The organism is Enterococcus sp. AZ080, assembly GCF_051714945.1.
Taxonomy (GTDB): domain Bacteria; phylum Bacillota; class Bacilli; order Lactobacillales; family Enterococcaceae; genus Enterococcus_B; species Enterococcus_B pernyi.
Genome location: NZ_JBIOSV010000001.1, coordinates 2,397,188 through 2,416,880, shown reverse-complemented (window position 1 = coordinate 2,416,880; position 19,693 = coordinate 2,397,188). Strand labels below are relative to the sequence as shown.

General features: G+C 38.4%; 18 protein-coding genes, 1 tRNA gene, 1 pseudogene and 1 riboswitch. Of the genes and pseudogenes, 15 read left to right on the top strand and 5 right to left on the bottom strand.

Going from position 1 to position 19,693, the window contains the following annotated elements:
* Positions 1-79 precede the first annotated feature (79 nt).
* From IGK01_RS11520 to IGK01_RS11510, 3 genes are all read right to left on the bottom strand, one after another.
* Positions 80-781, bottom strand: coding sequence for a type 1 glutamine amidotransferase (locus tag IGK01_RS11520; protein WP_010736635.1), 702 nt, complete (start codon positions 779-781; stop codon positions 80-82).
* Entirely contained in the window at positions 774-2,126 is a 1,353-nt protein-coding gene (locus IGK01_RS11515) for a MurT ligase domain-containing protein (protein WP_438840778.1), read from the bottom strand. Before IGK01_RS11515 ends, IGK01_RS11520 begins: the two co-directional genes overlap by 8 nt.
* Positions 2,127-2,325: 199 nt before the next feature.
* Positions 2,326-3,726 (bottom strand): TrkH family potassium uptake protein, encoded by a 1,401-nt coding sequence (locus tag IGK01_RS11510; RefSeq protein WP_010736633.1) that lies wholly within the window; start codon positions 3,724-3,726, stop codon positions 2,326-2,328.
* 359 nt (positions 3,727-4,085) lie between these two features.
* On the opposite strand from IGK01_RS11510, the gene IGK01_RS11505 reads away from it, so the two are divergent.
* From IGK01_RS11505 to IGK01_RS11490, 4 genes are all read left to right on the top strand, one after another.
* The gene (locus IGK01_RS11505; RefSeq protein ID WP_023520277.1) at positions 4,086-4,559 is read left to right on the top strand and encodes a hypothetical protein; all 474 of its coding nucleotides are present in this window, start codon (positions 4,086-4,088) and stop codon (positions 4,557-4,559) included.
* On the top strand, positions 4,556-5,335 hold the full coding sequence (locus IGK01_RS11500; protein WP_010736631.1) for a DUF6681 family protein: 780 nt from the start codon (positions 4,556-4,558) through the stop codon (positions 5,333-5,335). Before IGK01_RS11505 ends, IGK01_RS11500 begins: the two co-directional genes overlap by 4 nt.
* A gap of 206 nt (positions 5,336-5,541) precedes the next feature.
* On the top strand, positions 5,542-6,111 hold the full coding sequence (lepB, locus tag IGK01_RS11495; RefSeq protein WP_010736630.1) for a signal peptidase I: 570 nt from the start codon (positions 5,542-5,544) through the stop codon (positions 6,109-6,111).
* Between the two features lie 235 nt (positions 6,112-6,346).
* Positions 6,347-7,312, top strand: coding sequence for a peptidylprolyl isomerase (locus tag IGK01_RS11490; RefSeq protein ID WP_010736629.1), 966 nt, complete (start codon positions 6,347-6,349; stop codon positions 7,310-7,312).
* A 254-nt stretch (positions 7,313-7,566) separates the two neighbouring features.
* Here IGK01_RS11490 and IGK01_RS11485 read toward each other — a convergent pair.
* Positions 7,567-8,165, bottom strand: a pseudogene (locus IGK01_RS11485) (class I SAM-dependent methyltransferase).
* A 178-nt stretch (positions 8,166-8,343) separates the two neighbouring features.
* On the opposite strand from IGK01_RS11485, the gene IGK01_RS11480 reads away from it, so the two are divergent.
* From IGK01_RS11480 to upp, 7 genes are all read left to right on the top strand, one after another.
* A complete protein-coding gene (locus IGK01_RS11480; protein ID WP_010736627.1) occupies positions 8,344-8,928 on the top strand; it encodes a thymidine kinase in 585 nt (194 codons plus the stop codon).
* A 2-nt stretch (positions 8,929-8,930) separates the two neighbouring features.
* The gene (prfA, locus tag IGK01_RS11475; protein WP_010736626.1) at positions 8,931-10,004 is read left to right on the top strand and encodes a peptide chain release factor 1; all 1,074 of its coding nucleotides are present in this window, start codon (positions 8,931-8,933) and stop codon (positions 10,002-10,004) included.
* The gene (gene prmC / locus IGK01_RS11470) at positions 9,997-10,833 is read left to right on the top strand and encodes a peptide chain release factor N(5)-glutamine methyltransferase (protein ID WP_375152485.1); all 837 of its coding nucleotides are present in this window, start codon (positions 9,997-9,999) and stop codon (positions 10,831-10,833) included. Before prfA ends, prmC begins: the two co-directional genes overlap by 8 nt.
* Positions 10,834-11,025: 192 nt before the next feature.
* On the top strand, positions 11,026-12,051 hold the full coding sequence (locus IGK01_RS11465) for an L-threonylcarbamoyladenylate synthase (protein ID WP_023520273.1): 1,026 nt from the start codon (positions 11,026-11,028) through the stop codon (positions 12,049-12,051).
* Between the two features lie 189 nt (positions 12,052-12,240).
* Positions 12,241-13,485 carry a serine hydroxymethyltransferase gene (glyA, locus tag IGK01_RS11460; RefSeq protein ID WP_010736623.1) on the top strand — a complete coding sequence of 415 codons (1,245 nt, stop codon included), beginning with the start codon at positions 12,241-12,243 and terminating at the stop codon, positions 13,483-13,485.
* A 412-nt stretch (positions 13,486-13,897) separates the two neighbouring features.
* The gene (locus tag IGK01_RS11455) at positions 13,898-14,839 is read left to right on the top strand and encodes an alpha/beta hydrolase (protein WP_438840777.1); all 942 of its coding nucleotides are present in this window, start codon (positions 13,898-13,900) and stop codon (positions 14,837-14,839) included.
* Positions 14,840-15,055: 216 nt separating this feature from the next.
* On the top strand, positions 15,056-15,685 hold the full coding sequence (upp, locus tag IGK01_RS11450; protein WP_010736621.1) for a uracil phosphoribosyltransferase: 630 nt from the start codon (positions 15,056-15,058) through the stop codon (positions 15,683-15,685).
* Positions 15,686-15,784: 99 nt separating this feature from the next.
* Here the strand turns inward: upp and IGK01_RS11445 are convergent, their stop codons facing one another.
* Positions 15,785-16,027 carry a hypothetical protein gene (locus IGK01_RS11445; RefSeq protein WP_010736620.1) on the bottom strand — a complete coding sequence of 81 codons (243 nt, stop codon included), beginning with the start codon at positions 16,025-16,027 and terminating at the stop codon, positions 15,785-15,787.
* Between the two features lie 121 nt (positions 16,028-16,148).
* Here IGK01_RS11445 and IGK01_RS11440 point away from each other — a divergent pair.
* The 4 genes from IGK01_RS11440 (at position 16,149) to ribA (ending at position 19,678) form a co-directional block, all read left to right on the top strand.
* Positions 16,149-16,221: transfer RNA gene (locus tag IGK01_RS11440), tRNA-Thr, on the top strand.
* Positions 16,222-16,584: 363 nt separating this feature from the next.
* A riboswitch (FMN riboswitch) is annotated at positions 16,585-16,718 on the top strand.
* Between the two features lie 109 nt (positions 16,719-16,827).
* Positions 16,828-17,901 (top strand): bifunctional diaminohydroxyphosphoribosylaminopyrimidine deaminase/5-amino-6-(5-phosphoribosylamino)uracil reductase RibD, encoded by a 1,074-nt coding sequence (gene ribD, locus IGK01_RS11435; protein ID WP_438770925.1) that lies wholly within the window; start codon positions 16,828-16,830, stop codon positions 17,899-17,901.
* Positions 17,886-18,506, top strand: a complete 621-nt coding sequence (ribE, locus tag IGK01_RS11430; protein WP_023520271.1) for a riboflavin synthase — start codon at positions 17,886-17,888, stop codon at positions 18,504-18,506. Before ribD ends, ribE begins: the two co-directional genes overlap by 16 nt.
* On the top strand, positions 18,503-19,678 hold the full coding sequence (gene ribA / locus IGK01_RS11425) for a GTP cyclohydrolase II (RefSeq protein WP_438840776.1): 1,176 nt from the start codon (positions 18,503-18,505) through the stop codon (positions 19,676-19,678). The genes ribE and ribA overlap by 4 nt, the downstream gene beginning before the upstream one ends.
* Positions 19,679-19,693 lie beyond the last annotated feature (15 nt).

Genomic DNA, 19,693 nt, shown 5'->3' with positions numbered 1-19,693 from the left:
ACGATCAATGGAATAAACAAGTGGATTGTAAAAAAAACCTCTAAAAATATCTTAGATATTTTTAGAGGTTTTTCGCTGTTTACTTGATTGGAGCTGCGGCAACTGTTGGTAGATCAAGCTCTTTTCCATAACGTTTCTCTAATGCTAAGCGAACGAGACGCTCCGCTAGATGTTCATTACGTGCTAAGATCGGACCATGGAAATAGGAGCCGTAAACGTTGCGGTAAATGACACCTTCTGATTGATCTTCCCCATTATTCCCTTGACCTTTGACGATTTTTCCCAGCGGGCGTTCGCCTTCGCCAAGAAATGTTCGACCATTATGATTTTCAAATCCATAATAGGTTTCGTTGAACTCTTCGTTGTGGATCACGATGTCACCAATGAAGCGATTATTCTCTTGGCTTAAGGTGTAATGATCCAACGCACCGATTCCTTGGATTTTTTCACCGTTTGCGCCCATATAATAATGACCAAGTAGTTGGTAACCGCCACAAATCGCAAGTACGACACCATCATTTTCAATGTAATTAGTCAATGATTCTTTCTTTTCTTGAATATCTTTTGAAATGATCATTTGTTCAAAATCTTGACCACCTCCAAAGAAAACTAAGTCATATTTATCTGCCTCAAAGGGTTCATGGATGCTGACGATCTCAGTATGAGAAGTGACCCCCATTTTTTTGGCGATATATTGGAGCATCAAGAGATTGCCATTGTCACCATAAGTATTCATCAGATTCCCATAGAGATGGGCAATGCGTAATTCGTAGTTAGCCACGATTCATGCCTCCTTTGATAAAGCCTTGACTCGCTAATTCTTTTCGTAATTGTAAGACAGCTGTATAGGTCGCTAAAATATAGACATGATCCGTCGGTAGTTGCTTGATTTTCTCAATGACATCAGTCAATTCTTTTGATTGTGTCAATTTATCTTCAGCGATACCCGCTACTTTCAAACGTAGTGCCATATCTGTGTGGCGATCGCCACCAGCAATCACAGCAGGGATTTCCATATCTGCAAAGCGTTCAAATTCTCCGTCCCAGATCCAACTCACATCGATTCCATCTGCGTAGTTCGCATTCAAGAGGGCTACTAGTGAAAATGGATACGGCGCATGTCCCATCATGTCGATGACTTGGTTGATCCCTACAGGATTTTTGACTAGGACTAAGGTACAGGACTTGCCATCGATTTCGATGTCTTCTTGACGACCAAATACTTTTTCGTCATACCCTAAGCCTTGTCTGATTTTTTCAGAAACAACACCATAATATTCAGCCACCGCAGTAGCTGCTAAAGCATTATAGACATTGTACATGCCACCAACTTCGATGCCATATTCATTGCCATCAATGACGAAATCAGCTGATTTGTTGTCCATTCGTTTCATTTCTGTCAAACGATAATCCAGTTCTGGACGTTTAAAGTCACAATTTGGACAATAGTATTTACCTAAGTTTGCATAAGTGATCATTTTGTAGTGCAAGATGTGATGACATTTCGGACACAACACGCCATCTGTATTGTAGTGGGCCATCTGTTCATGGTCTTCTTCGTGATCAAATCCATAATATCTTCTAGGGTTGACGGTCTCAACTGAATTGAAGATCGGTGAATCGCCATTACTGATGATCGTAGCATCTGGCGATTTTGCGGCACCGTCAACGATCATTTTATACGTGGTGTAGATTTCACCGTAACGGTCCATTTGGTCACGGAAAATGTTTGTAAACAAAAATAGTTCAGGTTTGATGTATTCAGTCACTCTACTTAGACTGGCTTCATCGATTTCTAACACCGCAAATTTCTTTTGGCCTTTTCCGGCTTTTGCTTGTAAAAAAGTCGAAACGATTCCTTGGACCATGTTGGCGCCAGTAGGGTTCGTCAAGACTTCATCAAATTGTTGTCGTAAGATATTGACGGTCAAAGCGGTCGTCAATGTTTTTCCATTTGTTCCAGTTACGACGACGACTTGATAGTCTTTTGCTAATGTATCTAAAATATGAGGATCGATCGATAAAGCAAGTTTACCAGGTAAACTTGATCCTCCTTTAAAAAAGGTTTTTAGTCCCCATTGTGCGGTTTTACCAACTGCAATCGCAAATTGACTGCGTATTCCCATTATGTAACCTCCAAAACGTCATAATTACAAATAAATTCAACTAATCATACCATATGTTGAAAAAAAGGTTAAATTGCTTTGTCTTATTTTACAAAAGTTTATACTGTTCGCAAAACAAAAACGAAAGAAGCAAGAAAACGAAAAACGATCGCTTCCTTGCTTCTTACATATCGTTTTTTTATGGTAACGATAGACTAGCTTACCCGATAATGATTTTCTCAGTAGGATATTCATAACCTAAATCTCGTGTTTCTTTTGGCACAAATAACATTAATGTATACAACATCCCGATACGTCCAATAAACATCAACGCACCGATCGTGATTTTACCGACTGTTGATAGATCACCGGTAATTCCTAGCGATAACCCCGTTGTCCCAAAAGCAGAAGTCACTTCCACGATGATTGAGATCAGCGGTTGTTTCTCCGTGGCAGATAAAAAAAGAATACAGAAGAAGCACATCCCTAAGGAGAGCATAAAAACGACTACTGATTTTCGGACATCATCTTCATCAATTCGACGACCAAAAATATTAATGTTATCTTCACTTTTCAAAAATGAATAAAGATAAAGGCCAATGATCGCCACAGTCGTGGTTCGGATACCCCCGCCGACAGAACTGGGACTACAACCAATGAACATCAATAAGGAAAAGACGATCAAGGTGGTGATTTGAAAATCTCCTAGATCATGGATCTGTAAACCCGCATTACGAGTTGTCATGGAATAAAACATTGAATTGATCCACTGGACACTAGGATGGAGATCTTTGAACAAGTGATTTTTTTCAAGTAAAAAAATCAAGACAGTCCCGCTTACAAATAAAATGACAAAAGCGAGGACGGCGAGTTTTGTAAACAAAGAGAACCGAAAAGGAATCTTGGCTTTTGTTTTTCGATACAAGCGCCATTCTCGAAACTCCATCAATACTGGAAAACCGATTCCACCAATGAAAATCAGGAACATGATCATAAATAAAAATGGATAGTCATGTTCAAATGGCTTGATCGACTCACCAGTAATATCGAATCCCGAATTTGTGACCGCGGAAATAGCTTGATAAAATCCATGGAAAATGGCTTCGTGCCAATGATCGAAATAGCCGCGAATATAAAAATAAACGGAGAACAAGGCACCAAATAGCAATTGGAACCAGAGCAATATGACAAAAGTGATCCGAATCAAACGAACGATACCAGATAAACGTGGTTGGTTCATATCTGTCATGATCAATTGTCTTTGACGTAAGGTGATCCGTCGCTTAGAAAAGATAATAAATGCCGTTGAGATCATCATGATCCCTAAACCACCCACTTGAAACAACACTTCGAGTAAAATAATGCCATTGTTATTAAAAATCGCGTGGATGTCAAATGTCGAAAGACCAGTGACACTGATCGTACTGATAGCCATAAAAAGCATGTCAATAAATGAAGCATGACTACCCGGATTTCGGAAAAATGGGATGTAAAACAAGCCCAAAGAAATCATAGTCATTAAAATATAATAAAATACAATAATTTGAATAGAAGAAAAGTGACTAGAAGCATATCTTGCACTACGCCTTCGCCATTTCCGGAAAAAAAGATTCAATTGCACAAATTCGATCCTCCTTGTTAGATGTTTCTTCCAGTATACCGACAATAAAATAAATACACAAAGAAATAATAAAACTAAAATTTACTAGGATTTTAGTTATTGGAAAAGTGTCTTATAATAAAGATGACTTTGCGAAACAACTTGGAGGGAGATCCATGATAAAATGAAGTGTATCAACTAGTCATAGACTGTCTGATTACGACTAAAACAACATTTGAGTAATCTACACAAAAGTTTCATGAAAAAATAAGAAAAAAATAAGAAATTTATGGTAAAACTAAAGAATACGTGTGAGAAAAATCAATTTTTGCCAAACGGATCAAGACTTCAAGCGGCAACAAGGAAAAGGATGAGAGAATATGCGAAAAGTAGCACCTATATTAAAGCCAATCGCTGTATTGACGATTTCGACGATTGTTGCTACCACAACAGGCATTGTTAATAGTTCTAGCTATCGTGCACCAAGTCGTTCCACAGAGACTACGACGACTTCTACCAATGAAGGAACAGGGCAAACGAATGACACGGTAGAAACAACACCGACGACTGTAGAACAAGACACAACCAATTCTACATACAACCAAAACTCAATACCAGAAAGTTCCGTGGATGAAGGAAATACAGGATATACGACCGATTCGACTAGTCAAAATCAAGGGGACGACAGCGGTTCAAGTACGACGCCAAGTGCCACTACACCAAGCAGTACGACGCCTAATACAACGCCAAGTACTTCTACGCCAAGTGAAGGCAATCTAAATGAAAATAATGCACCTACAGAGCAATCCGCTGAAACACAGATGTATAATCAACAGGCAGGTGATGAAGAATGACATTTATATTAGATATCATCAATGGGATACACAAGTTTTTAGGATATTTAGATATCAGTCCTAAATATTTGAACCGAGGCTATACTATATTAAGTGTGATTCCGACCGTTTACCTTTTACGGATTGTTTATGGATTATGGCAAAATCAAAACTATTTGCAGTTCTTTTTATACGGATTAGGATTTTTAGTTCTTTTATATTTCACTGTTCTAAATGTGTTTTATTACTTTTTTGATAAAAATTCAAAAGCCGATGTGACCCAAGTGATCGTAAAATATCTACCTGATGAAGCATTCAATATTGAAGGAGAAACGGTTCGCGGGAACAACGGAAATATCGACAAAGTCAATACAGAAAAAGCCAATGTTCTATTCGATGAAGACTACCAATTGAAACTAGCAGAGAATATGCGTTATTTGATTGAAAAAGGGGAAATCAAGGTCAATGAACTTGGTCGAATGGACGGTTTCTTGATTGATCGAAATACACTTTATCCCTACTATTATGTGAAAAAAGTCTCCGACAAAACTTATCAATTAAGTATAGGTCGTAATTATTCCAGCATGGAAAAAGTAGGAACGATCAAGGTCGACTCGCCAGAAGATCATATTGAACCCGTAGGCTTATTCCTTGCAGGCGGTGATTTTGTCAAAGATGGTCTTAGATACCATGAACCCTATCGTTTGAAGTTGATCATCAAGAAAAATCAACCAAAAGAACAAGAAGGTGAAGTGACATACAGTCGAAGCCAACGAAGAAAAAAATCAAAAGTGTAGGATAAATCTTCTCCATCAAGTATTTATTTCGCTCTAATATGAAAGATACATGAAGTTCAAAAAAACATTTCAAAAAAAAAACGGATTATTCCCAACACGATCCGACACTTATTCTTTCTTTTAATTGATAAAAAATGTAAAATAAAGAATAGCTAACAAATAAATAAAAAATAACATAAAAATGTTTGGTTAATAGGAGGTATAAAGTGAAAAACTTTTTGAAAAATTGGGGAATCTTGATCGTTGTTTTAGCCGCCATCATTTTGGCAAGAGTCTATGTATTCACACCAGTCACAGTGAGTGGTCATTCCATGGACCCTTCGTTACATGATGGGCAACGTTTGATCTCATCTAAAATCTCAGATTTTGACCGCTGGGATATCATTACAACAAAAGAACCTGGGGATGAAGAACGGATGATCGTCAAACGAATCATTGGGATGCCAGGCGATACTGTGAAAATGGAAGATGATCAACTATACATCAATGGGGAAAAGCAAGATGAACCCTACTTAGATGAGTATAAAAAAGAATTTTCAGAAGACAAACTACAAGAGGAATATTCTTATAATTCAGCCTTCCAATCGCAAGCTGAAAATGCTGAAACGTTCACCAGTGATTTTGAATTCACTGTTCCGGAAGGACAATACTTGGTACTGGGCGACAATCGTTTGATCTCAAAAGACAGCCGCATGTTTGGTTTAGTCGATGAAGACTTGATCCAAGGTAAAGTCGTTTTCCGCTATTGGCCGTTGAATAAGATCAATATCATTTAATCGATGATACGTAATGCGATAGCGATATAACTCTAAACAGTAAAGATATACCCTGAAAAAACCTCAACATTCGTTTGGAATGTTGAGGTTTTTTTGTTATATAAACTACAACAACAAGTGATCAAGTATAATTTTTTTATAAAATCACGTTATTTTCAAAGTTTGTTCATAAAGTAAGGCTAAAGTGAAAGACACATAGATATAAATAACTATTAAAATATATAGGAGTGACAGCATGAAAAAATTCATCTCAATATTAGCTGTATCATCAGGACTGGTTTTGTTTTCTGCATGTTCAACAAATCCGTCAGATCAAGCTGCAGTGACGTATAAAGGCGGTACCATCTCAGAGCAGGAACTAGTGGACCACTTGAAAAAAATCAAGGGTGCGGAGACCGCTGTCCAAGATTTGATCATCTTCCAGATTTTTGAAGAAAATTATGGCGACAAAATTACGGCTGAAGATGTAGATAAAGAATACAACGCTAGCAAAGAAGCACTCGGTGATTCTTTCGATTCGCAATTGAAATTAGCGGGCTATACAACTGAATCTTATAAAGAAGAAATAAAAAGAGGGTTAGCTTACAAAGCAGGTTTACGAGCGAATGTCGAATTGACGGATGAAGATCTTAAAACAGCGTGGGAAAACTTCCATCCAGAAGTAGAGGCACAATTGATCAAAGTAAGTAGCGAAGATGAAGCCAAGGAAATCAAAAAGTCACTCGATGAAGGGGGCGACTTTGCTAAAATCGCCAAAGAAAAATCGACCGATGAAGCGACAAAAGAAAAGGGTGGAGAAATCACCTTTGACTCGCAATCTACAAGTGTGCCAACAGAAGTCAAACAAGCAGCATTCAAACTTAAAAATGAGGAAGTATCTGATGTTATCACAGCGACTAATTCCTCTACGAACGCCACGGAATATTATCTTGTGAAAATGGTCAAACAACAAGAAAAAGGCAATGATATGTCGAAATATAAAGATGAATTAGAAAAAATAGCAACAGAGACAAAAATAGCAGATCCAACATTCCAACAAGAAGCTGTGCGTAATGAATTGAAAAAAGCAAATGTAAAAATCAAAGATGAAGATTTCAAAAACGTACTAAGTGGCTTGATGACGGAACCATCCACAAGCGAAAGTTCAACCGATGCTTCAACTGAAGCTTCGACAAGTACTTCGACAGATAGTTCAAACTAATTGATCAGTGGAAGAACTAAACAAATACGAACTCAATTAAAATAATCAAAAGAGGTCGGGACAGAAGTGTTCAGCCTCGAGAAATAAGGCGCCATCCACGAAAATTATTCTTCAAATTTTTGTGGATGGCGCCTTATTTCCGAAGAGATTACTTCTGTTCCCGCCGTTTATTGGGTTTTAGGTGTTACAAGAGGACTAATGTCACAGACACTTTGCGTATTTATGAAAGGTTTTTTTATAGAAATAGAAAATGCTTATTCTTTGATTGCTATAGCCAAAAACAAAGAAGCATCTTGTTTCATGAACAAGTTTTTTCCGTGATGGAATGTTTCAATTGACAGTGGTTTAAATCCAGCAAGCTTCAATTGTTCTCTTAACTCCTCGTGGTCAAAACCATTATGGACTTTTGGATGCTGGATCTTTTCGTTCTTATCGAAGTCAACGATATAAAGTTTTCCGCTTGGATGAAGCATTTGCGAAAGTTGTTTTAAAATGACTTTCGTTTCTGGAATATGCAACAAGACTAAAGATAGTAAGATGATGTCGGCTTTCTCTGCCGGCAAATCCTTTGTAGCATCCAATTCAAGTGTTCGTACATTTGCTTGTTTTGCCTCTTTGATTTTTTTATCAGCCATCGCTAGCATTCCTGCGGCTGAATCTATAATGATCACTTCTTTAAAACGTGAGGCAAAGGTAACGTGACAAGACCAGTTCCCCCACCGTAATCGATCAATTTCTGGTCATGAGTCTGTGCAGAAAATTCTTTTTCAACAGCTGAACGAATCGTAGCAGCTAATTGTATTCGTTCGGGGGTATCATAATGGTTCGCCATTTGGTGGAATATTTCGGACATAAGTGCCCTCCTTTATTTTTCATTCGATTATACCAAAAGAAGTGCGGGTAGTTTATTGATTTATAACGAAAATACCAACATTTACACTAGGGAAATCTCGCTTCGAAAATTCTCACTGTAAAAATGATTGAAAATCAAGTATAATACCATAGGAACAAACTGGAAGGTGAATGAGGACATGGCACAACTATTTTTTAAGTACGGCGCAATGAACAGCGGCAAGACAATCGAGATCTTAAAAGTCGCACATAATTATGAAGAACAAAACAAACCGGTTGTTTTGATGACCAGCGGAATCGATACAAGAGATGGCGTTGGCGTAGTTTCAAGCAGAATCGGGCTGAAACGTGAAGCAATTCCCATTTTTGAAACGACCGATGTATTTGAAGTCATCCAGCAGATGGAACATCCACCATTCTGTGTATTGATCGATGAAGCGCAGTTCTTAACAAAAGAACATGTCTTAGCATTCACGAGAATCGTTGATGAACTCAATATTCCGGTGATGGCGTTCGGATTAAAAAATGATTTTAGAAATGAATTATTTGAAGGATCGAAATATTTATTGCTTTATGCAGACAAAATCGAAGAAATGAAAACGATCTGTTGGTTTTGCCATAAAAAAGCAATGATGAATTTACATTATATAGACGGAACACCGGTGTACGAAGGAGATCAAGTCCAAATTGGTGGCAATGAAGCCTATTATCCCGTATGTCGAAAACACTATTTTCATCCATTGATGATCACAGAAGGAGATTAAGCATGTACGATCAATTACAATCAATCGAAGACCGTTACGAAGAGCTTGGGGAACTACTGAGTGACCCAGAAGTGATTTCAGATACGAAACGTTTCATGCAGCTTTCAAAAGAAGAAGCAAATACACGTGAAACGGTTGAAGTTTATCGTCGCTACAAGGAAGTTGTTCAAGGGATCAAAGATACAGAAGAATTACTCGGCGAAAAGTTAGACGACGAAATGGCAGAGATGGCTAAAGAAGAATTAGCTGATTTGAAAAAAGAAAAAGAAGAACTAGAAGAAAAAATCAAGATTTTGTTACTTCCAAAAGATCCAAACGATGACAAAAACATTATCATGGAGATTCGCGGAGCCGCTGGTGGCGACGAAGCCGCACTATTTGCAGGGGATCTTTTCTCGATGTATCAACGATACGCAGAGAGCCAAGGCTGGAAAACAGAAGTCTTGGAAGCAAGTGTGACAGGGATCGGTGGCTATAAAGAAGTCATCATGATGATCTCAGGTGAAAATGTCTATTCGAAATTAAAATATGAAAGTGGCGCACATCGGGTCCAACGTGTCCCTTCAACAGAATCTCAAGGACGTATCCATACATCAACGGCAACTGTCGTTGTCATGCCTGAAGCAGAAGAAGTAGAGATCGATCTGGCTGACAAGGATATCCGCGTCGATATTTACCACGCTTCTGGAGCCGGTGGACAGCATGTCAATAAGACAGCATCTGCGGTACGTTTGACTCACTTACCAACTGGAATCGTGGTGGCGATGCAAGATGAACGTTCACAATTGAAAAACCGTGAGAAAGCGATGAAAGTCTTACGTGCGCGCGTCTACGACAAGATCCAACAAGAAGCACAAAGCGAATATGATGCGAACCGTAAATCTGCGGTAGGGACTGGGGATCGTTCAGAGCGTATCCGTACGTATAACTTCCCTCAAAATCGCGTGACCGACCACCGTATTGGCTTGACGATCCAAAAATTGGATCAGATTCTAGCAGGAAAACTAGATGAGATCGTCGACGCATTGATCGTGTACGACCAAACATCTAAGTTGGAAGAGATGCAAAATGGATAAAACCTATCGAGAAGTCCTCACACGGGCTTCTTCTTTTTTAGAAGAACAAGGAGTAGAAGGGTATAATATCCAGTTTGTCTTTCTTGAACGAAAGCAGTGGACGAAACTGGATTGGCTCATGCGAATGAATGAACCGATCACAGCCGAGGATCAAGCCATGATCAATGCAGATATGCAACGACTAGTGCAACATTATCCGCCCCACTATTTATTAGGTTATGCTGAATTTTTTGATCACCGCTTGAAAGTCACGGAAGCAACTTTGATTCCTCGTCCAGAAACCGAAGAATTAGTCGCACTGTGTTTGGCAAAAACAAGCGAAGAAACCTTAAATGTCGTGGATATCGGTACAGGAACTGGAGCAATCGCCATCAGCTTGAAAGCTGCTAGAAAAAATTGGCAAGTCTCAGCAATTGATTTATCTTTAGAAGCACTAGCTGTCGCTAAGGAAAATGCAGAACATGAACAAACAACGATCAATTTTTATCATGGTGATACGTTGGAACCTGTCTTGGATCAAACCTTTGATGTCATTATTTCTAATCCCCCTTATATCAGTCGAGCAGAATGGTCGGTGATGGATCAGAGTGTACGAACCTATGAACCGAAGATGGCATTGTTTGCTGAAGAAGATGGTTTAGCGATCTACCAGAAAATCGCAAAGGAAGCTGCACAAATATTAGCTAGCGATGGACAACTTTTTTTAGAGATTGGTTTCCAACAAGGAGCAGCTGTCAAAGCAATCATGGAGCAAGCCTTTCCGACAAAAAAAGTACGGATCAAAAAAGATATGGCAGGAAATGATCGAATGATTTTTGTTACCAATTAGTTTGTGGATGAAAAAATTTTTTTCTGTTTTTTTATAATAAAAAAACACTGATTTGATAAGGATGAAAACGAATATTTTAGTTATCAACATGCTTATCCACTATTGACAAACTAGTTATCAACAATTTGTGTATAACTACCTGAAAAAACGGAATAAAACAAGGATTTTGAAAAAAGAGGATGTGGATAGACTGTGGAAACAATTAAATATGATGAAACACAATTGAATGAAGCTGCGAAGGAATTAGCAGTAGGAAATCTAGTGGCTTTTCCAACGGAAACTGTCTATGGATTAGGAGCTAATGCCCTTTTACCGGAGGCTGTCAAACAAGTCTTTACAGTGAAAGGTCGACCACAAGACAACCCATTGATCGTCCATGTCGCCTCCTTCGAACAAGTAAAAGAGTATGTGGACAACTTTCACCCATTAACAGAACAAATTGTGAAAAACTTCTGGCCAGGACCACTGACTTTGATTTTTCACATCAAAAAAGGTAGTTTACCAGGGATTGTCACTGGTGGTTTATCCACAGCTGCTTTTCGCATGCCAGATAACAAGAAAACGTTAGAATTAATCCAATTAGCAGGTGTACCACTTGTCGGGCCAAGTGCCAACACTTCAGGTAAACCGAGTCCAACAACAGCAGACCATGTCTTTCATGATCTAAATGGAAAAATCACAGGAATCATTGACGATGGGGCGACGAGGATCGGTGTGGAATCAACGGTACTTGATCTGAGTGACCCATCTGCACCGCCGATGATCTTACGACCAGGAGCAATCACGAAAGAGCAACTAGAAGCTGTCATTGAAAGTCCAGTGGCGACAGACCGCCATTTGGTCAAAGAATCTGAAACACCGAAATCACCGGGGATGAAATACAAACATTACTCACCTGATACTCGAGTACTAATGGTTGAAAAAAAGGATTGGCCAGAGGCGATCATCTGGACAAAAGAGCAAAAACTACGTACCGGTGTTTTAGCTGGACCAACAATTGCTGATCAGGTACGCAAGGATGTCGCAGCTGTGTATATGTATTACGATGATTCAGTAGAGGCAGCAACGAAAGGGTTGTTTGCGGGGTTACGTGGCTTAGATGATGATCGATTAGCTCTTGATCTGATTCTAGTACAAGTTGCACCTGAAGAAGGGCTAGGTATTGCTTATATGAATCGGTTGAAAAAAGCCGCAGGACAAAATTATTATAAAAAATGAACCAGAAGTGATTGCTGCAAAATCATTCTGTGATACAATCTAGGAAACAAACTAAAATAGCTATTTAAGAAATAATGTTCGTATTCTTAGCTAGTAATGTTTGGTCAACATCAAAAAAAGACAAATAAACTGAACAATCATTTGAAATTTAGAGAAGTTGACACATAAATAAATAAGGAGTTGTTGTTTGTGGTAGACTACAAAACGTTTGACCCTGATTTATGGGCAGCAATCGCAAAAGAAGAGGAAAGACAAGAAAACAATCTGGAGCTGATCGCTTCTGAAAACTTTGTCTCTGAAGCTGTGATGGCGGCACAAGGAAGTATTTTAACGAATAAGTACGCAGAAGGGTATCCAGGACGTCGCTATTATGGTGGGTGTGAATTTGTGGATATCGTTGAAAATCTGGCGATCGACCGTGCCAAAGAATTATTTGGTGCCGATTTTGTCAATGTTCAACCACACTCTGGATCACAAGCCAATACAGCTGCATATCTTGCGTTAGTTGAACCGGGGGATACGATCTTAGGAATGGATCTTTCTGCTGGCGGACATTTGACACATGGCTCTCCAGTCAATTTTAGTGGAAAAACGTACCACTTCGTTGCTTATGGTGTAGATCCGTCAACAGAAGTCATTGATTATAATGTCGTACGCATCTTAGCGAGAAAACATCAACCAAAATTGATCGTAGCAGGAGCAAGTGCCTATGGTCGGACGATCGATTTTGCAAAATTCAGAGAAATCGCGGACGAAGTTGGGGCAAAATTGATGGTCGATATGGCACACATTGCTGGTTTAGTTGCAGCGGGTGTCCATCCAAGCCCAATCCCTTATGCCGATATCACAACAACTACTACTCACAAAACATTACGAGGACCTCGTGGTGGGATGATCTTAACGAACAATGAAGAGCTGGCGAAAAAAATCAATAGCGCAGTCTTCCCAGGCATCCAAGGTGGCCCCTTGGAGCATGTGATTGCCGGAAAAGCTGCTGCATTTAAAGAAGCATTGACTCCTGAATTTAAGGAATATAGCGAACAAGTCATTGCCAATGCAAAAGCTATGGCAAAAGTATTCAATCAATCGATTGGTACCCGAGTGATTTCAGGTGCCACAGATAACCATTTGATTTTGATCGATGTACGTGACTTAGAATTGAACGGAAAAGAAGCAGAAGCGATTTTGGACAGTGTTCATATCACCGTCAATAAAAATTCGATTCCTTTTGAAACACTAAGCCCATTCAAAACAAGCGGTATCCGTATTGGGACACCAGCAATTACGACCCGTGGCTTCCGCGAAGAAGATGCGGCAAAAGTAGCTGAATTGATCGTCAAAGCCTTACAGGCAAAAGATGATGAAGCACAATTAGAAGAAGTGCGTGCAGGCGTCCGTGAATTAACAGAGCAATTTCCATTATATAAAAAATAAATAGTTTATAACTAAGAGTCATCAATAAGAAGGTAAGAGAATAGAAAAAGGTGAGACAACCAGGCATGTAGCTGTTTGGTTGTCTCACCTATTTTCTGATTGTTGAAGTGTTAGATGGCTCTCTGGAAACTCAAAAAATATGAAAAGCTATTTTCTGATTTTTCATCTTACTGCTCAGGTCAAAGCGCTTCTTTCACAACTTGGATAAACGGTGTTCAAGAAGCAACACTTCGGTCATAAGCAAAAAAAATAAAAAATGAAATAGCCATTTTTTATTTTTCTGTCTTATGCCTTAGTGCTGAGCGCTTCTTTCACAACCTCTTTCAATCTGATTTTTTGACTTTTGTCTGGTTGCTCTCTAGTATATGAGGTGTAATTTTATTTGTTGCATTCAATTTAGGGAGGAATCCGTATGACTGATCGAATTTCATTAGAAAAAGAAGCAATTGAGTTTAGTGATGCTAATGCACCGCACCCGCGTATCTATGAATTACCTCCGGAAGAAGGGCGTGATCTTCTAGAAGAAGTTCAAAGTTCTTCTGTGGAAAAATTACCTGTGGATATCGAGGATTTGAAAATGGATACCAATGATTGGGGACAAATCAATGTGCGTTTTATCCGTCCTGAAGGAAATGTAGAAAAATTACCTGTCATATTTTATATACATGGTGCTGGTTGGGTATTTGGAAGTGCCAAGACACATGACAAATTGATTCGAGAATTGGCTGTTCGTACAAATTCGATCGTTATTTTTCCTGAGTATAGTCGTTCGCCAGAAGCAAAATATCCTACTGCCATCGAGCAAAACTACGCGATTTTGCAAAAACTTGCGGCGCTTTCTGAGTCGAAAGGCTTGGATCTTGAGAACTTGACAGTCGCTGGGGATTCCGTAGGTGGGAATATGGCAACGGTGATGACGATCCTTACAAAGCAACGTCAAGGATTACCAATCAAAAAACAATTACTATATTATCCTGTAACTGATGCAAATTTCGATACAGGTTCTTATAACCAATTCGCAGAGAATTACTTCTTAACAAAAGAAGGGATGCAATGGTTCTGGGATCAGTATACGACAGATGAAAAGAAACGAGCAGAAATCACTGCCTCACCTCTACGTGCAAGTAAAGAAGAATTGACAGGTTTACCACCTGCAATGATCTTGACTGGTGAAGCGGACGTGTTAAGAGATGAAGGAGAAGCATACGCTAGAAAACTTCGTGAAGCTGGTGTGGAAGTTACGCAAGTACGTTTCCAAGGGATCATCCATGATTTTGTCATGGTAAATGCGATGGACCAAACCAATGCGACACGAGCAGCAATGACTCTTTCCACAGAATGGCTAAAAAACTAGTTGTTTTTTGTCATCTTTATCCATTAATAAATTAGAAAAATAACAAAAAACGTCTGATTTTCAGGCGTTTTTGTTATTTTTTGCTGATTTTAAAAAGAACACCGCTTTGTTTTTTTATTTCTTTGATTTTCTTTAGGAAAATGACGGGTTAGACTAGTCAAGTCAGTGATTTTGTTTTACAATTAAAAAGAAACGAGAGAAAAAGGAGACAAAAAAATGGGCAAATTTCAAGTAATCGACCATCCATTGATCCAACACAAATTAACGATTATTCGCGACAAAAATTGTGGTACAAAAGTTTTCCGTGAGGTTGTTGATGAAATCGCTATGCTGATGGCATATGAAGTATCACGTGATATGCCACTTGAAGACATTGTCATCGAAACACCAATCACAGAAACAACACAAAAAACATTGTCTGGTAAAAAAGTAGCCATTATCCCAATCTTGCGCGCAGGTATTGGAATGGTTGACGGAATCTTAGAATTGATCCCAGCAGCTAAAGTCGGCCACATCGGATTATACAGAGATGAAGAAACATTGGCACCGCACGAGTATTTCGTTAAATTACCGGAAGATATCGACGCACGTCAATTATTCGTAGTTGATCCAATGTTAGCGACAGGTGGCTCAGCGATCATGGCGATCGATGCTCTGAAAGCACGTGGCGCTTCAAACATTAAATTTGTTTGCCTTGTTGCAGCTCCAGAAGGTGTTAAAGCCTTACAAGAAGCACATCCAGATATTGATATCTATACTGCTTCATTAGATGAAAAATTAAACGACAAAGGCTATATCGTTCCTGGTCTAGGCGATGCTGGCGACCGTTTATTTGGTACTAAATAGGAAAAATCAGCTATACAAAAAATCTGGGATTTTCCCAGATTTTTTTTTATTTCATTCAGTCAAAATAAAAACCATCCACTTGATGGATGGTTGAAAAAACTAAATCTTACTCATATCTTTGTAATTGATAATGACGACGCCTTTACTTTGGGCCATCAAATCGGTATTCTCATTAGTTTCATCAATTGCAACAACAGCAGAGTTTTTCAATTGCTTGGAAATCGTTCCGGTTTGCGTTTTTCCGTGAATCATAAAGGTAACATGTGTATCAGTGGTAAATTTTTCTCCAAATTCTGACGGTTCGACCTTTGTTTCAAATTTTCCAAAAGTTGCCATTTTCATAAAACCTGCCTTTCATCTATAATTATAGCACATTTTTTGAAAAAAATCATGAAAGTAGAAAAATCTTCCACATTACCCCTTTACATTTCTTAACATAACGACTATAATTTCTCTTGGAAACGCCAGCTTAGCTCAGTTGGTAGAGCAACGCACTCGTAACGCGTAGGTCGTAGGTTCGATCCCTATAGCTGGCATACGATAAAAGCAGACATATCAAGGTTTTTACGCCTTCGATATGACTGCTTTTTGTTTTTTTGAAAAGTGAATGACTAAAAATGCCTACTTACAATAATTTTATTCCAATTGTTCATTTTGATTGATGAGACACGAAAATAAAAAATTTTACTTGCATTTTCGAATTATTTTAAACGAATTTTAATCATAGGTCAAAAAGTTTTTTAATATTCTATTAGTTGCCATTTCATAGGCATATAATCGTATTCTATTCATGCAATTAACACTAATTAAGTGGTTATGTTTAACCTACATTTTATTTTTATGTGTTTTTTTTAAGGTTGACACATGTGAGCTTTAAGAATATACTCTAAACGAATTGAATATTTCTTCGGGGCAGGGTGTAATTCCCGACCGACGGTGACGAGTTTACTCGAAGTCCGTGAACCACATTTTTGTGGTTGAGCTAGTGAAAATCTGGCACCGACAGTTAAAGTCTGGATGGGAGAAGAAAAATCGACTGAAGATCGGTTTTATTTGTATTAAAATCGATTATCTTTAGGTTTATTTAGTTATGCCCTGTGATTAAATTCGCAGGGCATTTTTTGTTGAAAGGGGGAATTGATATGCACCAGTCTTTCATGTTAGCTGCGATTGAAGAGGCAAGAAAAGGAAAGGGAAAGACCTTTACCAATCCATTAGTTGGAGCTGCGATTGTTAAAGAAGGAAAGCTACTCTCACTAGGTGCGCATTTACATTATGGTGAGGCTCACGCTGAAGTAAATGCTATTCAAAATTGTGGTTCCCCCGAAGAACTGTTTGATTCAACATTATATGTTACTTTAGAACCTTGTAACCACCAAGGAAAACAGCCACCTTGTACGCAAGCCATTGTCCAGTCTGGTATCACAACGGTAGTCATAGGCCAACTTGATCCAAATCCTTTAGTAGCAGGAAAAGGCAGAAAATTTTTACAAAAGCATGGAATCAAAGTAATTGTAGGCGTAGAAGAAGAGAAATGTAGAGCATTGAATCCTTTTTATAACCATTTTTTTGAAATGGATCGTCCCTACATCACGTTAAAACAAGCTGTTACACTAGATGGGAAAATTTCTATGCAGAAAGATTCTAGGTACTCAATAACAGGCTCAGAGGCAATCTCAAGAGTTCGCAAAGAGCGAGGAGAATATCAAGGAATCGTGGTAGGGAGCGAAACCGTTCTAATTGATGACCCTCTTTTGTTACCTGATGTTGAAACTATCTTCCCGCCAGTACGCATTGTTTTGGATCGTAGAGGACGGATCCTTAAAAGCCCTAAACTCGATCTTTTTCAAACGACAACAAGTCCGGTCTGGATATTTACGGAAAATCCTAAGCTAGAGGAACTATTTTCCCATGTAACCATTTTTTATACACCTAAGTTTTCTTTTCCATTCTTTATTGAGACCATGAGAAAGAAAGGTATTCAGTCGTTGTACGTAGAAGGAGGAGCGAAAATCCATGATGCTTTTTTAGCAGAAAGTCTCTGGGACGAAGTCATCAGTTATATTGCACCCAAACTTTTTGGTGGAAAAAGTCCGATGTCTTTTCATAGTGAACGTTTAGTCTCTAAAGACCAGCAATTAGAATTTTTGGAAGTTGAACAGCTTGGAGAAGACATTCGAGTTAGGGGGAAACGAAAGCAATGTTCACAGGATTAATCATTGAACAAGGAACAGTCAAAGAAATTCGACGAAAGCAACAAATGATCCAACTCACTTTTCAAACTTCCAATAGTGTCCTACGTGATTACAAAATTGGAGATAGTATGGCAGTCAATGGGGTATGTTTAACTGCTATTGAGGTTTCAAGTACTTTTTTTAGAGCTGAAATAATGCCTGAAACCTTTAAAAGGACCACTTTCTCCACCTTAAAAGTTGGAGATAGGGTAAATTTAGAACGAGCAGTTTCCATGACACAACGCTTTGAAGGCCATTTTGTTTCGGGACATATTGATACTGTTACAAGATTGATCAAAAAAATAGAGAATCAAAACGCATTAGTTTTGACATTTGCTTACCCAACCAAATATGAAGGTGAAATCATTCCACAAGGATCAATTGCAATTAATGGAGTAAGTTTAACAGTTACGGATACAACAGCAGCAAGCTTTTCAGTTAGTCTGATTCCACATTCCAAATCTTTGACAAATCTAGGGAATTTAGGTGTAGGACATCTTGTGAATATAGAAACGGATATCGTTGGAAAATATGTAAAGGCACAGAGAAAAAAATTTGAGAGGTACAAGGAGAAGGACTTACTATGAGTAATATAACTGAAGCAATAAAGACTTTGAAAAAGGGCGGTCTAATCATTGTAGCTGATGATGAAGATAGAGAATCAGAAGGAGATTTAGTTGGTTTAGCCGAATATGTGACACCTGAGGCGGTTAATTTCATGATTAAATTTGGTCGAGGATTAATATGTGCGCCAATATCTAAGAAGATTGCGCAACACTTATCTTTAGAAGAAATGACAACTCATAATACTGATGCGTTTGGTACAGCTTTTACGATTAGTGTGGATCATAAACATACGAAAACTGGTATTTCAGCATTTGATCGAGCTACTTCCATTAAAGCATTGGCTGATCCTCATTCGAAATCAAGTGATTTTCTTAGACCAGGACATATTTTTCCTTTGATTAGTGTAGATGGTGGAACGCTTATACGTCGAGGACACACCGAAGCTGCAATTGATTTGGCCAAATTAGCTAATAGTATGGAGGCCGCTTATATTTGTGAGATCCTGAAAGAGGACGGGACGATGGCAAGGATGAAAGATCTGACACGTTTATCTAAAGAATGGCAATTACCCTTGATCACTATTGAAGAGTTGGTAAATTTTTTAGAAGAAAGTAGTCATATAACAGTAAATTTACCGACAGATTATGGTGATTTCAAATTGACTATTTATGAAGATGGAGAAAAGCTGGAGCATTTATTGCTAACAAAAGGAGATATTCAAAATAGTCAGTCTCCTACATTAGTCCGTGTTCATTCAGAATGTTTAACTGGTGATGTCTTTGGTTCTCATTGTTGCGATTGTGGTGAACAGTTACATGAAGCAATGAGAATGATTGCAGAAGAGGGGACTGGAGCTATTCTTTATCTTCGTCAAGAAGGTCGTGGAATTGGATTGAGAAATAAGTTAAAAGCTTATCAATTGCAAGAACAAGGGTTTGATACTTATGAAGCAAATATTGAATTGGGCTTTGCTCCGGATGAACGGGATTATCACTTTGCAGCAGACATTTTAAAATCAATTGGTGCAACTTCTATTCGGTTACTTACAAACAATCCTGATAAAGTAACAGAGTTACAAAAAGATGGAATTACGATTGTAGAAAGAGTACCCATTGAAACCTTTCCACAAAAGGAAAACCAAGCCTATTTAAAAACAAAAAAAGATAAGTTCAATCATTATTTATCAGTATAAAAATAAAGGAGTGAA